A 14240-nucleotide genomic window follows, 5' to 3' on the forward strand; every position below is an offset into this window, starting at 1 on the left:
TCGTACCCGGCTTCTAGACTCGCCGTATGGCACGGGCTAACGACGAGGCTGCGGCACTCATCCAGGAACTGGCCGATCTGCTGTCCATCACGGGCGGCGACGCGTTCAAGATCAGGGCGTACGAGAAGGCCGCACGGGCGATCGCCGGCCATCCCGACGACATCTCCGGCCTGGATCTCGCCGGGCTGCGCAAGATCCAGGCCGTGGGCGAGGCGATCGCGAAGAAGGTCCTCGACTACAACACCACCGGCACCATCCGGCAGGTGGAGGAGCTGCGCACCCAGATCCCCGCCGGGGTCAGGGCGCTGACCGCCATCCCCACCCTCGGCCCGAAGAAGGCCCTCGCCGTCTACGAGGAGCTGGGCATCTCCTCGGTCGGCGAGCTGGAGACGGCGATCCGCGAAAACCGGCTGCGCGGCCTCAAGGGATTCGGCACCAAGACCGAGGAGAACATCCTCCACGGCATCGAGCTGATGCGCAGCTCCGGCGAGCGGGTGCTGCTCGACGCCGCCGCCGGCGTCGCCGACGAGATCGTCGAGGTACTGTCCGCGCTCCCCCAGGTGGAACGCTGCGAGCACGCCGGCTCCCTGCGCCGGATGCGGGAGACGATCGGCGACGTGGACGTCCTGGCGGCCTCCCGCGACCCGCACCCGATCATGGAGGCGTTCACCGCGCTGCCGTTCGTCGCCGAGGTCATCGCGAGCGGCGACAAGAAGACGTCCATCCGCACCGCCAAGGGCCTGCAGGTCGATCTGCGCGTCGTCCCGCCCGAGTCCTGGGGTGCGGCCCTGCAGTACTTCACCGGGTCGCAGGCCCACAACATCCGCACCCGCGAGATCGCCGTGAAGGCGGGCCTCAAGCTGTCCGAGTACGGCCTGTTCCACGCCGAGTCGAACGAGCTGATCGTCTCCGAGACGGAGGAGGAGGTCTACGAGCGGCTCGGCCTCCCCTGGGTCCACCCCACCCTCCGCGAGGACACCGGCGAGATCGAAGCGGCCCTCAGGGACGAGCTGCCCCGCCTGGTCACCGTCGCGGACCTGCGGGGCGACCTGCACAGCCACACCGACCTCACCGACGGCATCGCCTCCCTGGACGACATGGTCGCCGCCGCGCACGCCCGCGGCCTGGAGTACTACGCCATCACCGACCACGCTCCCAACCTGTTCATGCAGCGGATGACGGACGAGAAGATGCTCGCCCAGCGCGACCAGGTCGCCGGCCTTCAGCGCGCGTACCCCGGCATGGCCCTCCTCCACGGCACCGAGCTGAACATCGACCCGGACGGCGAAGTCGACTGGGACGCCGCCTTCCTCTCCGGCTTCGACGTCTGCGTCGCCTCGATCCACTCCCACTTCACCCAGGACCAGGACGCCATGACCCGGCGCCTCGTCCGCGCCTGCGAGAATCCCCACGTCCACGTCATCGGTCACCCCACGGCCCGCAGCATCGGCCGCCGCGCGCCCGTCGACGCCGACTGGGACGAGGTGTTCCGCGCCGCCGCCCGCACCGGCACCGCCATGGAGATCGACTCGTTCCCCGACCGCCTCGACCTGCCCGCCGACCTGATCCGCCGCGCCAAGCGGCTCGGTGTGAAGTTCTCCGTCGACACCGACGCCCACTCCGTCGGCCACCACCGCAACATCCGCTACGGCATCGGCACCGCCCAGCGCGGCTGGCTGACGCCCGACGACGTCATCAACACCTGGCCGCTGGACCGCCTGCGCGACTTCCTCCGGAAGCGCTGACACGGTCCCCGGTCACACGGGCTCGGTCACACGGGCTCGGTCACACGGGCTCGGTCACACGGGCTCGGTCACACGGGCTCGGTCACACGGGCTCGGTCACACGGTGCGTCAGGCGGGCTGCGGCGATTCGGCCTTCGGGGCGGCGGCCGGGGACGGCTCCGCGGCGGGGACGGGGCCGCGGTCGCGGAGCGCGAAGAAGAGGCGGAACGCCGCGATCCACATCAGCACCGAGCCGAGCATGTGCAGCAGCACCAGGCCCTCGGGGACGCCCAGGAAGTACTGGAGGTAGCCGACGGCGCCCTGGAGGACGATGAGGACGGCCAGCTCGTGCCCGCGGCGGCGGGCGGCGGCCGGGGCGCCCGTGCGGTACAGCGCGACGAGGACGAGCACCGTCAGCGCCGTGGTCACCCAGGCCAGCACGCTGTGGATGCGGGCGACGTCGGTGATGTCGAAGCCGTACCGGCGGGAATCGGCGTCGCCCGCGTGGGGCCCGGTGCCGGTGACGACGGTGCCCGCGACGAGCACGGCCGCGCAGGCGACCAGCAGCGCGGCGGTGAGGCGGCGCGTCCAGGGGCCGGTGAGCGGCCGGGGCGGGGCGTCGCCCTCCCCCACGCGGATCCAGAGGGCCACGCAGAAGACGAGCAGGGCCGGTGAGACGAGGAAGTGCAGGGAGACGGCGGCCGGGTGCAGTTCGGTGAGGACCACGATCCCGCCGATGACGGCCTGCGCGACGACGCTCATCGGCTGGGCCAGCGCCCACCAGACCAGTTCCTTGCGGCGCGGCCGCAGCCGCAGCGCCGCGATGAAAACCAGCAGGCCGGCGGCCAGCACCACGAAGGTGATCAGCCGGTTGCCGAACTCGATCGACATGTTGAGCACGTGGTGCTCGGGATTGCTGGTGGGGACGAGGCTGTCGCCGGAGCAGCGGGGCCAGTCGGGGCAGCCGAGCCCCGACTTGGTGACCCGGACGGCGCCGCCGCTGACGACGATCACCACGTTGCCGATGACGCCGAGGAGCGCGAGCAGCCGCAGCGACCCGGTGGTCGGACGCCACACGGCGTTCCAGGTCCGGAGCGGGATGTTGGACGACTGTCGCTCTGCCACGGCACCAATCGTATGGCCGGGTCCCGGTGGTCGTGATCCGGCCCCCGGTCACCGTCCGTAGGGGCCCGGGGGGCTGGGCGGGAGGAACCCGGACGGGCCCTGCGCCGCCCACGGCGGGCCGGCACCCCGGTTCGCCCCGGGGCGCGGCGGGGTGCGCAGGAACGCCTGCCTGGCCAGCGACATCAGGTTGAGCAGCGAGTCGCGGCGGGTGACGAACCACCGCTGGTCGGCGACACCGCGGTCGGCGCGTTTGTGCAGCAGCGCCAGCTCCGTCGCCGCGAGCTGGTAGTCCGTCATCGCGCGCCCGGCGGGCGGGCCGCCGACGAGGCGGGCCCAGCGGCGGGCGGCGCGGCGGGCGGGGAGGGAACGCAGCATCCGGATGTCCTGCGGCGTCACCAGGCCCGTCGCGGCGTACGTCGGCAGGTACGTCTCGATGCGGCGGACGGTGCCCCGCCGTTCGACGAAAACGATCACGATCAGGGCGACCAGGATGCAGAAGTCCAGCGCGTAGACGACGCCGAGGCCGCCGAGCCCGTACGACGCCGAGCCGTTCCACAGCCCGTGCAGGACGATCGCGCCGAGCAGCCCGGCGAGCGGCGCGATGAACTGCCCCCGCCGGTGCGTGGCGGCGTAGGCGACGCCGAGGCCGGTCATCGAGGTGAACAGCGGGTGGCTGAGCGGCATGACGAGGCCGCGCAGGATGAACACCGCCCCGAGCTGCTGCGTGCCGCCCTCCTCGAACGCCCGCATGTAGTAGGTGATGTTCTCCATCATGGCGAAGCCGAGGCCGACCATGGCGGCGTAGATGATCCCGTCGGCGAATCCGTCGATCTCGTTGCGGCGGAACCAGAGCATGCCGAACAGGACGGCGCCCTTCAGCGTCTCCTCGATGACGGGGGCGCCGAAGGTGGCGCTGACGAAGTGGCCCTCGGACTCGCCGAAGATGGGGACGGTGACGTACAGCAGGCCGGCGGTGTTGAGCACCAGGGCGCCGAGCACGGCGACGCCCGCGCCCCACATGAACGAGAACGCCAGGGCGCGCGGCGGTTCGGGCTCCATCCGGTCGAGGGTGAGCGCGAGGGCGATCAGCACCGGGATCGGGACGATGGCGAGGAGCGCGCCCACCCAGAAACCCGGCCCCCCGGCCACGGCGATGACGCCGAGCGCGGTCACGGCGCACAGCCCGGACACGCTCATGCCGATGATGAGGCCGACCGGGGGCCTGCCGGGGATCCGCCCTTCGAGCACCGCCTTGGGGTCCACACGCGCCATGACGCGAAGCGTAACGGCAGGTAGCGCGAAGTGCTAAGTCCATATCGTCACGGACGGTCACCATCCGCGGTGAAAGCCGTGGTCAGTGCAGGATCGGGTCGACGGCCACGGCGGTGAACAGCAGCGCCAGGTAGACGTTGGAGAGGTGGAAGAACCGCATCGGCCTCAGGTGGACGCCGGTCACCCCGGCGCGGACCGCCTTCAGCAGCCGGTGCCCCTCGGCGAGGAAGGCCAGGCCGAGCACGACCGCCACGGCGCCGTACACCGGGCCCATCCCGGCCACCGGCCACAGCAGCAGCGAGCAGGCCACGGTGGCGTAGGTGTAGGCGAGGCTCTCGGTGACGACGCGCCGCTCGGTGGCGACGACCGGCAGCATGGGGACCTTGGCGACCGCGTAGTCCTCGCGGTAGCGCATGGCGAGCGTCCACGTGTGCGGCGGCGTCCACAGGAACACGACGCCGAACAGGACGAACGGCGTCCAGGCGAGGTCGCCGGTGACCGCGGCCCAGCCGATGAGGACGGGCATGCACCCGGCGATGCCGCCCCACACGACGTTCTGCGACGTGCGCCGCTTGAGCAGCAGCGAGTACACGAAGACGTAGAAGAGGATGGCGAACAGCGACCCGGCCGCGGCGACAGGGTTGACGGTGAGCAGGAAACCCGCCGTGGACAGCGCCGCGAGCGTGACCCCGAAGATCAGGGCGCGCGCCGGGGTGACCTGGTGGCGGGCCAGCGGGCGGCGGCGGGTGCGGCGCATCTTGGCGTCGATGTCGCGGTCGATGTAGCAGTTGATCGCGTTGGCGGCCCCGGCGGACATCGTCCCGAACGCCAGCGTCAGCAGGACGGTGGGCAGCGGCGGGACGCCCCCGGCCGCCAGGAACATCACCGGGATGGTGGTGATCAGGAGCAGTTCGATCACGCGCGGCTTGGTCAGCGCCACGTAGGCGCGTACGCTCGCGCCGAGCGTCCTGGGGGCGGCCTGCTCGGCGGGCACCGGCACGAGCGGGATCACAGGCGCCCCCGGCCCCTGCTCGTCGAGTTCGATCTCGACCCCGCGCTTGTTACTGAGCACCGTCACAATCGGGTCCACGTCCAACTAGGGATGGGAAATCGCGTACCACCTCGGCGGCGCCCCCGCGATCCGGGCCGGCCTCGGCTGTGTGCAACTTCGGCTTCGGTCTTGCTGCCACGGCCGCTGTCGTTCGGACCGCGTCCTCACTGTAGTGCGCCCCCTCCGGAGGCCGCGCACCGGGTCGCCGGACGCGCCGCGCGCCCCCGCAGGTGCCCGGCGGGCACCCGGAAGGATCACTTCCCGGGTGCGCTCTCCGGATCACCCGTGGGATCACCCGTGCGGGGGGTTAGTCCCCGGGGCGTTCGGGCAAGGGTGCTTGAAGCGGCGCGGCCCCCCGAGGACGCGGCGTCCTGTGCCCGCCTGCGGCGGCCCTCCCGCGCGATAGGCTCGCCGGGGGCGCGGCATGATCTTCGCCTGCGGCGGACGCGGCCGGCGCACGGGGCCCGGCGGGAAGACCGATCGCGTCGTGGGCTGCGCCCGGGGCGGGTCGTGCCCGCCGTGGCGGCGCACAATCTACAGAGTCGTACAACATTCAGTTCGAGAGGAGCCTGGCGTTCCGTGAGCAGGGACAACAGCACGTTTGAGTGGTCCGACCAAGACCGGCGGGCGGTGGACCTGGTCCGCATTCTCGCCATGGACGCGGTCGAGGAAGCGGGCTCCGGTCACCCAGGGACGGCGATGAGCCTCGCGCCCGCCGCCCACCTTCTCTTCCAGAGGTTCCTCCGGCACGACCCGACGGATCCGCACTGGCCCGGCCGGGACAGGTTCGTGCTCTCCTGCGGGCACTCCAGCCTGACCCTGTACATCCAGCTCTACCTGTCGGGCTACCCGATGACGCTGGACGATCTGAAGGCGCTGCGCAAATGGGGCAGCCTCACCCCCGGGCACCCGGAGTTCGGGCACACGGCGGGCGTGGAGACGACCACGGGCCCGCTGGGGCAGGGCATCGCGAACGCCGTCGGGATGGCGATGGCGGCGCGCCGCGAGCGCGGCCTCTTCGACCCGGACAGCCCGCAGGGCGAGTCCCCCTTCGACCACACCATCTGGGCGTTCGCGTCCGACGGCGACATCCAGGAGGGCATCAGCCACGAGGCGAGCGCGCTGGCCGCCCACCAGCGGCTCGGCAACCTGGTGCTGCTCTACGACGACAACAAGATCTCGATCGAGGACGACACCGCCATCGCGCTGTCTGAGGACGTCCTGGCCCGCTACGCGGCCTACGGCTGGGACGTCCACCGGGTCGACTGGACCGAGGACGGCGACTACGACGAGAACGTCGCCGGGCTCGCCGAGGCGTTCGCGGCGGCGAAGGCCGAGACGTCCCGCCCGTCGTTCATCGCGCTGCGGACGATCATCGGCTGGCCGGCGCCGAACAAGAAGAACACCGGCAAGATCCACGGCTCGGCGCTCGGCGCCGAGGAGGTCGCCGCGACCAAGCGGATCCTGGGCGTCGACCCGGCCGAGTCGTTCCATGTCCCCGAGGACGTCCTGGCGCACGCCCGCAAGGTCAGCGACCGCGGCCGCGCGGACCACGCCGAGTGGAACAAGTCGTTCGACGCGTGGCGGGAGGCCAACCCCGGGCGGGCGGCCGAGTTCGACCGGATCGCGGCGCGCACCCTGCCGAACGGCTGGGAGGACGCGCTGCCGGAGTTCGAGGCCGGAACCGCCGTCGCGACCCGCAAGGCGTCCGGTCAGATCCTCGCGGCGCTGGCGCCGGTGCTGCCGGAGCTGTGGGGCGGCTCGGCGGACCTGGCCGACAGCAACAACACGACGATGAAGGGCGAGCCGTCGTTCATCCCCGAGGAGTTCCAGACCAAGGAGTTCCCCGGTCACCGCTACGGCCGCACCCTGCACTTCGGTGTCCGCGAGCACGCGATGGGCGCGATCTGCAACGGGATCGCGCTGCACGGCGGGACCCGCCCGTACGGCGGCACGTTCCTGATCTTCAGTGACTACATGCGCCCGGCGGTCCGGCTGGCGGCGCTGATGAAGCTGCCGGTGACGTTCGTGTGGACGCACGACTCGATCGGCCTCGGCGAGGACGGCCCGACGCACCAGCCGGTCGAGCACCTGTGGGCGCTGCGGGCGATCCCGGGCCTGGACGTGGTCCGGCCGGCGGACGCCAACGAGACGGCGGTGGCGTGGCGGACCATCCTCGGGCACGCCGACCGCCCGGCGGGCATCGCGCTGACCCGGCAGAACCTGCCGACGCTCGAACGCGGCGGCGAACTCGCGTCCGCGGAGGGCGTCGCCAAGGGCGGCTACGTGCTGGCGGACGCCGACGGCGGGCGGCCCGATGTGATCATCATCGCCACCGGCAGCGAGGTCCAGCTGGCGCTGGAGGCCCGGACGGCGCTGCAGTCGGAGGGCACCCCGACCCGGGTCGTGTCGATGCCGTGCGTGGAGTGGTTCGACGCGCAGTCCGACGCCTACCGGCAGGAGGTCCTGCCGCCCGGGGTGCACGCCCGCGTGTCGGTGGAGGCCGGGGTCGCGCTCGGCTGGCGCGCCTACGTCGGCGACGCCGGCGAGTCGGTGAGCCTGGAGCACTTCGGCGCGTCGGCCGACTACAAGACGCTGTTCCTGCAGTTCGGCATCACCTCCGAGCGGGTCGTCGCGGCGGCGAAGGCCAGCCTGATCAAGGCCGGTGTCAAGCACGCCGGGCGGGGCGAGACCACCGGCAACTAGGACCGTGACGAGGAGTATCGATGAGTGAGATTCTAAAGGAGCTCTCGGACGAGGGCGTGTCGATCTGGCTGGACGACATCAGCCGGGACCGGCTGCGGACGGGCAACCTGGCGGAGCTCGTCAAGGACAAGCACGTCGTCGGCGTCACGTCCAACCCGACGATCTTCGCGAAGGCGCTGAGCAAGGGCACCGCCTACGACGACCAGGTCCGCGACCTGGCGGTGCGGGGCGTGGACGTCGAGGAGGCGTCCCGCGCGATCACCACCTACGACATCCGCTGGGGCTGCGACGTGCTGCGCCCGGTGTACGACCGGACGGACGGGCTGGACGGCCGGGTGTCGATCGAGGTGGACCCGCGGCTGGCCCGCGACACCCGCCGGACGGTCGCCGAGGCGCGGGCGCTGTGGTGGCTGGTGGACCGGCCGAACCTGTTCATCAAGATCCCGGCGACGAAGGAGGGCCTGCCGGCGATCACGGCGGCGCTGTCGGAGGGCATCAGCGTGAACGTGACGCTGATCTTCTCGCTGGAGCGCTACGGCGAGGTCATCGACGCGTTCTTCGCCGGCCTTGAGCAAGCACGTGAGAACGGTCACGACCTGTCGAAGATCGCTTCGGTGGCGTCGTTCTTCGTCAGCCGGGTGGACACCGAGATCGACAAGCGGCTCGACAAGATCGGCTCGGACGAGGCGAAGGCGCTGCGGTCGAAGGCGGGCCTCGCCAACGCCCGGCTCGCGTACGCGCTGTACGAGGAGCGGTTCGGCACCGGCCGGTGGAAGGCGCTGAAGGACGCCGGGGCCCGTCCCCAGCGGCCGCTATGGGCCTCCACCGGCGTGAAGGACCCGGACCTCAACGACACCCTGTACGTGGACGAGCTGGTCGCGCCGGGCACGGTCAACACGATGCCGGAGGCGACGCTGGTGGCGGAGGCCGACCACGGCCAGGTCCGCGGCGACACCGTCCGGGGCACCTATGACGACGCCCGCGCCCACATGGCGGCGCTGAAGGAGGCCGGCGTCGACTACGACGACGTCGTGAAGGTGCTGGAGGACGAGGGCGTCGAGAAGTTCGCGGTGTCGTGGAAGGAACTGCTCGACTCCATCACCGGCGAGCTGGACTCCAAGAGGGCCGGCGCGTGACCTCGGTGGTGACCGCCGGGGGGATCTCGGTCACCATCCGCGGCACCGTCGTCGACGAGAGCGAGACGGTCCTGGGGCGGCTCGTCTCCGACGGCGTGCCGGGCTCGCTGACGTCCGGCAACGCGAAGCTGTGGGGGCCCGACGCGGCCCCGCTGGCCGCCCGCCGGCTGGGCTGGCTGGGCCTGCCGGAGACCTCGCGGTCTCTGGCGGGCCTGCTGGCCGAGCCGGCGGACGAGGCCCGCGACGCCGGGCTCGACCGGATCGTGCTGGCGGGCGCGGGCGGTTCCGCGGTCGCCGCGGAGACGATGTTCCGGTCCGCGTCCGGTTCCGCCGCGGGGGCGGCGGAACTGATCGTCCTGGACACCACCGATCCGCACGAGGTGTCGGGCGTCCTGGCCGGCGACCTGCACCGGACGGTCGTGGTCGTGGTCGGCGAGAGCATCGAGGCGGAGTCGCTGCGGCGCGTCTTCGGGCGCGCGTTCTCCGAGGCGGGGCTGGGCGGCTCGGAGCTGGCCCGCCGGTTCGTCGTCGTGGCGGACGAGGGGTCCGCGCTCGAACGCGCCGCCCGGGAGGTCGGCCATCACCTCATCCACACCGAACCCGACGTCGACGGGCGTTTCGGCGCGCTCGGCGCACGGGCGCTGGTTGCGGCGGGGCTCGCCGGCGTCGACGTGGACGCGCTGCTGGACGAGGCGTCCCGGCTGACGCCGACGCTCCGGCAGCCCTACGACAACCCGGCCCTGGCGCTGGGCGCGGCGCTGGGCTCCTCGGCGCTCGGCGCCCGCGACAAGCTCGTCATCGCCGACCACGGCTCCGGCCTGGACGGCTTCGGCGGGTGGGCGGAGCAGCTGGTCGGCGGCGCGCTGGGCAAGGACGGCAAGGGCCTGCTGCCGGTCGTGGTGGAGGGCGCCGACGCGCCCGGCTTCGAACTGGCCGGCGACCTGCGGCGCGTCATCCTGGGCCGCCGGCAGGACGAGCCCGGTCCCGGCCGCGAGGCGGGGGTGAGCGTCGCGGGCCCCCTCGGCGCGCAGTTCCTGCTGTGGGAGTACGCGGCGGCGGTGGCGTCCCGGGTGCTGGGCGTCGACCCGTTCGACGAGCCGGACGTCGCCGAGTCGGTGGACAGCACGGCGGCGCTGCTCCGGTCGGAGGAGGGCACCGCCCCCACGGTCGTGCGGAGGCCGCCGGAGCTGGTCTCGGGGGCCGTGGAGGTCCACGCCGCCGAGGGCGCGCTGCGGGGCGCGCAGACGCTGACCGAGGCGCTGGAGGTCATCCTGGAGGACGTCCCGGACGGCGGGTACCTCGCCGTCCTGGCGTACCTGGACCGCCGCGGCGACGCGGCGGCGGCCGGGTTGCGGCCGCTGCTGGCGGCGCGGTGCGCCAGGGTCCGCAGGAACCCGGCGCCCGTCACGTTCGGGTGGGGGCCCCGCTACCTGCACACGGCCGGCCAGTACCACAAGGGCGGGCCGCGGAACGGGGCGTTCCTGCAGGTCACCGGTGCTGTCACGGAGGACGTCGCGGTGCCGGGGCGGCCGTACAGCCTCGGCGAGCTGCAGCTCGCGCAGGCGTTCGGCGATCTGCGGGTGGTCCGGTCGCTCGGCCGTCCCGCCTTCCGCCTGCATCTGCGTGACCGCGCGGAGGGCGTCGCGCAGCTGGCCGAGGCGCTAGCCTGACGCGGGCTCTCCCTTCGCGGTGTTCGCGTGACGCGAGCCCGGGTGACGCGGTGCCCGTGTGACGCGGTGCTCACCCGGAGCGCTGAAGAAGATCTAGGGAGAGGTCGCCAATGTCCATTCTCTCCTGAAACGATGGGGGGTCAGGAGGGAACGGTGTCCGGATTCGACGTATTGACGCGCGGCGACGTGCTGGACTCGGCGCTGCAGGCGAGGGACTACCTCGTCAGCTGCGGTGTGCCCGGCGCGCTCGCCGCCAAAGACCCGCGGCTGTGGGGGCGGCGCGCGGTCGACCACAGCAGGCTGGGCTGGCTCGACCTGCCCTTCGCCTCCCGTGGTCTGCTGACCCAGGTGGACGGCCTGGTCGCGGAGGCGCGCTACTCGGGCCTCGACCACATCGTGCTGATCGGTGTCGGGGCCGAGAGCCTCGCCGCCCAGGCGATCATGGAGGCGCACGCTCCGGCGGTCGCCGCCGGCGCCGTGGGGCAGGGCACGGGCGGGCAGGACGCGGGAGGCCGGGGCACGGGCGAGCTGACCGTGCTGGACGGCAGCGACACCGCCGCGCTCACGTTCGCGATGGAGCGGCTCGACCGCACGCTGGTCGTGCTGGCCAGCAAGGCGGGCGTGTCGCTGGAGGGCGACGCCTACCGGCGGATCTTCACCGCCGCGTTCCGTGAGCGGGGCCTGTCGGAACGGGAGATCGCGGGCCGGTTCCTGGTGATCACCGATCACGGGAGCCCGCTGCACGACTTCGCCCGGCAGTGCGGCTACCGGATCGGGCTGACCGACCCGTATCTTCCCGGGCATTTCGGGGCGCTGTCGGCGTACGGGCTCGTCCCGGCCGTCCTGGCGGGCGCCGACGCGGAACGGCTGCTGGAGGAGGCGGCGTCGCTGGTGCCGTCGCTGGGCAAGGACGAGGACAACCCGGGCCTGCTGCTCGGCGCGGTCCTCGGCGGCTGCGCCCAGCAGGGGCCGGGCGGCCTGGCCCGCGACAAGGTGCTGCTGCGCGAGCCGGGCGGGCCGGGGGCGCTGAGCAGCTGGATCTCCCAGCTCCTCGCGGTCGGCACCGGCAAGCGGGGCCGCGGGGTGCTGGCGTTCGAGCCGCCGGGCGGGCGGGGCGACTTCCCGGACGTGCACGGCGTGTCGATCAACCCGCGGTCGGCGGCGCAGGACGAGGCCGACACCTCGGTGTGGGCGCCGCTCGGCGCGCAGTTCCTGCTGTGGGAGTACGCGACGGCGGTCGCCGGGTGGCTGCTCGGCGTGAACCCGTTCGAGGCGGGCAGCACCGTCGTCCAGGAGTCCGAGGACGACGCGGCGACGATGCTGCGCACGGCGGGCGGCGGCCCGCTGACCGAGGAGCAGCCGGTGTACGCCGAGGACGGCATCGAGGTGTACGCCGACTTCCCGTGGCCGCCCGGAGCGGAACTGCGGACCGTTCTCGGCGGGCTGGTCGCCTCGGTGCCCAACGACGGATACCTGTCGGTCATGACGTACCTGTCGGGCGACTTCTCGGGCCGCTACCTCGCGCCGTCCATGGCGCGCGGGTCGGGGCGTCCCGTCGCCTACGGGCCGGGCCCGGCGTACCCGCACGCGACGGGGCCGGTGCACAAGGACGGGCCGGGCAACGGCGCGTTCCTCATCATCACCGGCGACCCCGCGCCGGGTGACGCGCTGGCCACGCAACCCGTCCCCGGCCGCCCCTACAGCCTGGCGAAGCTGCAGCTCGCGCGGGCGCTGGCGGAGCTGCGGGCGCTGCGCGACCGCAGGCTGCCGGTGATCCGGCTGCATCTGCGCGACCCGGTGGAGGGCGCGGGCAAGCTCACCGAGGCGATGCGGTCGGTGGCGGGGGCTCGCCGGCCGTGACCTTCACCGCCGTCGTCTCGGGGGAGACGGCCATCACCGCCCGCGGTCCGCTGAGGGAGGCCGCCGAGCGGGTCCTGGGCCGGCTGTGGATCGACCAGGTGCCGGTCCGGCTGGCGTCGGAGGACGCGTCCCTGTGGCCGTCGACCGCGACCGCCGGGCTGGAGGGCCGTCCGCTGTGCTGGCCGGGGCAGCCCGGACCGGGCCGCGCGGTTCTGGAACGTGCCGAGGAGCTGCGCGCGCGGGCCCGCGCGGACGGGCTGACCGAAGTGGCGCTGCTGGGGCGCGGCGCGCCGGCCCGCGCCGCCGAGCTGATCGTCGCGGCGCACCGGCTCACCGCTCCGGCCGCGGCGACGCCCCGGGAGAACGGGGACGACGACAGAAGCGGGCACGACGCCCCGCCCGGCGCCGGTGTGTCACCGCTCACCGTGCTCGACGGGCCGGAGCCGGGCCCGCTGCTGCGCATCCGCGACGACCCGGAGCGGCTGAACCGCACGATGATCGTCGTCACCGGCGACGATCCGGGCACCGACACGCTCCGCCAGGTGTTCACCCGGATGTTCCAGGACCTCGACCTGTCCCCCGGCGAGATCGCGCGGCGGTTCGTCACCGTCGCCGAGCCCGGCGCGGCGGCGGCCAAGCGCGCGACGGAGGCGGGGCATCCGCTGATCGAGGCGCCCGCCCCGACCGCGTTCGGCGCCCTGTCCCCCTACGCGCTGGTGCCCGCCGCGCTCGCCGGCGCCGAGGTGGGGCCGCTGCTCGACGCGGCCACCGCCGTCCTGCCCTCGCTCACCCGGCCGGAGAACAATCCGGGCCTGGTCCTCGGCGCCGTCCTCGGCGGGGCGGTCCGCACCGGCCGGCGGACGGCCGTGCTCGGCGGCTACCCCGCGGCGCTGCCGGGCATCGCGGGATGGGTCGCGCTGCTGCTGGAGGAGACGGCCCGCGGCCGGCTCACGCCCGTCGTCCAGGGCGGCGGCCTCCCGCTGACCCCCGCCGACGACCTGTTCCTCGTGACGTTCGACGGCCGCCCGCACCAGGACGACTCCACCGTCACCGGCCCGCTCGCCGCGCAGCTCGTCGTGTGGGAGTACGCCGCGGCCGTCGCCGCCTACCTGCTGGAGCTGGACCCCCTCTCGCCGCGCGACCGCGCGGCCCCGATGACGCTCGACGACGGTTCGGGCGACCCGCTGTTCGCCGACGGCGACCCGGGCCGCGCCGTGGAGGTGCACACGACCGTCCCGGCGCTGGCGGCGGCGCCCGACCTGCCGCGGCTGCTGGACACGCTGACCGAGCGGATCGGCGCGGACGAGCACCTGGCGATCGTCGCCTACCTGGACCCGGACGAGACACGCGGGCAGGGCACGCAGATCCGCAGGCTCGCCGCGCTGCTCGCCGCCCGCTGCGGACGCCCGGTCACGGTCGGCTGGGGCGGTGGGTGGCTGCCGAGCGGGAATGATCAGCCGGACGGAGGCGTATTCCTGTTGGTGACCGGGAACGTGGTTCGCGACGTGCCGGTCCCGGACCGGCACCACAGGCTCGGCATGCTGCAGCTCGCCCGGGCGCTCGGGGACGCCCGCGACACGCGCGCGGCGGGCCGCCCGGTGGTGCGGCTGCACCTGCAGAACCGCTGGGCCGGGCTCGCCCGGTTGCTCGACTCCGCCAGAGGAGATTCCGCAAGAGGAGGGGAATGAGCGCGCGA

Annotated in this window: 9 protein-coding genes; 6 read left to right on the forward strand and 3 right to left on the reverse strand. The window is 73.3% G+C overall.

Annotated elements, in window-relative coordinates:
• The first annotated feature begins 26 nt into the window (after positions 1–26).
• Positions 27–1745, forward strand: a complete 1719-nt coding sequence (gene polX, locus ACGFK0_RS15130; protein WP_392904905.1) for a DNA polymerase/3'-5' exonuclease PolX — start codon at positions 27–29, stop codon at positions 1743–1745.
• A gap of 108 nt (positions 1746–1853) precedes the next feature.
• Here polX and ACGFK0_RS15135 read toward each other — a convergent pair whose 3' ends face one another.
• The 3 genes from ACGFK0_RS15135 to ACGFK0_RS15145 all read right to left on the reverse strand — a co-directional run bounded on the left by ACGFK0_RS15135 (position 1854) and on the right by ACGFK0_RS15145 (position 5133).
• The gene (locus ACGFK0_RS15135; RefSeq protein WP_392904907.1) at positions 1854–2849 is read right to left on the reverse strand and encodes a heme A synthase; all 996 of its coding nucleotides are present in this window, start codon (positions 2847–2849) and stop codon (positions 1854–1856) included.
• A gap of 48 nt (positions 2850–2897) precedes the next feature.
• Positions 2898–4121 carry a PrsW family intramembrane metalloprotease gene (locus ACGFK0_RS15140; RefSeq protein ID WP_392904909.1) on the reverse strand — a complete coding sequence of 408 codons (1224 nt, stop codon included), beginning with the start codon at positions 4119–4121 and terminating at the stop codon, positions 2898–2900.
• Between the two features lie 82 nt (positions 4122–4203).
• Complete coding sequence (locus ACGFK0_RS15145; protein WP_392905143.1) at positions 4204–5133, reverse strand: heme o synthase; 930 nt, start codon at positions 5131–5133, stop codon at positions 4204–4206.
• Between the two features lie 693 nt (positions 5134–5826).
• Between ACGFK0_RS15145 and tkt the strand changes: the two genes are divergently transcribed.
• The 5 genes from tkt (at position 5827) to ACGFK0_RS15170 (ending at position 14232) form a co-directional block, all read left to right on the forward strand.
• A complete protein-coding gene (tkt, locus tag ACGFK0_RS15150; RefSeq protein ID WP_392905146.1) occupies positions 5827–7878 on the forward strand; it encodes a transketolase in 2052 nt (683 codons plus the stop codon).
• A 20-nt stretch (positions 7879–7898) separates the two neighbouring features.
• Positions 7899–9014, forward strand: a complete 1116-nt coding sequence (gene tal / locus ACGFK0_RS15155) for a transaldolase (RefSeq protein WP_392904911.1) — start codon at positions 7899–7901, stop codon at positions 9012–9014.
• Positions 9011–10684: a glucose-6-phosphate isomerase gene (locus ACGFK0_RS15160; protein ID WP_392904913.1), complete on the forward strand. Its 1674-nt coding sequence runs from the start codon at positions 9011–9013 to the stop codon at positions 10682–10684. Before tal ends, ACGFK0_RS15160 begins: the two co-directional genes overlap by 4 nt.
• Positions 10685–10837: 153 nt before the next feature.
• Positions 10838–12544: a phosphoheptose isomerase gene (locus ACGFK0_RS15165; protein ID WP_392904915.1), complete on the forward strand. Its 1707-nt coding sequence runs from the start codon at positions 10838–10840 to the stop codon at positions 12542–12544.
• A complete protein-coding gene (locus tag ACGFK0_RS15170; RefSeq protein WP_392904917.1) occupies positions 12541–14232 on the forward strand; it encodes a hypothetical protein in 1692 nt (563 codons plus the stop codon). The genes ACGFK0_RS15165 and ACGFK0_RS15170 overlap by 4 nt, the downstream gene beginning before the upstream one ends.
• The last annotated feature ends 8 nt before the right edge of the window (positions 14233–14240 follow it).

The sequence above is a fragment of the Spirillospora sp. NPDC048823 genome, assembly GCF_043198445.1.
Lineage (GTDB): Bacteria > Actinomycetota > Actinomycetes > Streptosporangiales > Streptosporangiaceae > Spirillospora.

Bases quoted from the DNA above. Each gene is read 5' to 3' on its own strand.
- polX (WP_392904905.1), top strand. From the start codon at position 27: ATGGCACGGGCTAACGACGAGGCTGCGGCACTCATCCAGGAACTGGCC.
- ACGFK0_RS15140 (WP_392904909.1), bottom strand. From the start codon at position 4,121: ATGGCGCGTGTGGACCCCAAGGCGGTGCTCGAAGGGCGGATCCCCGGC.
- tkt (WP_392905146.1), top strand. From the start codon at position 5,827: ATGGACGCGGTCGAGGAAGCGGGCTCCGGTCACCCAGGGACGGCGATG.
- tal (WP_392904911.1), top strand. From the start codon at position 7,899: ATGAGTGAGATTCTAAAGGAGCTCTCGGACGAGGGCGTGTCGATCTGG.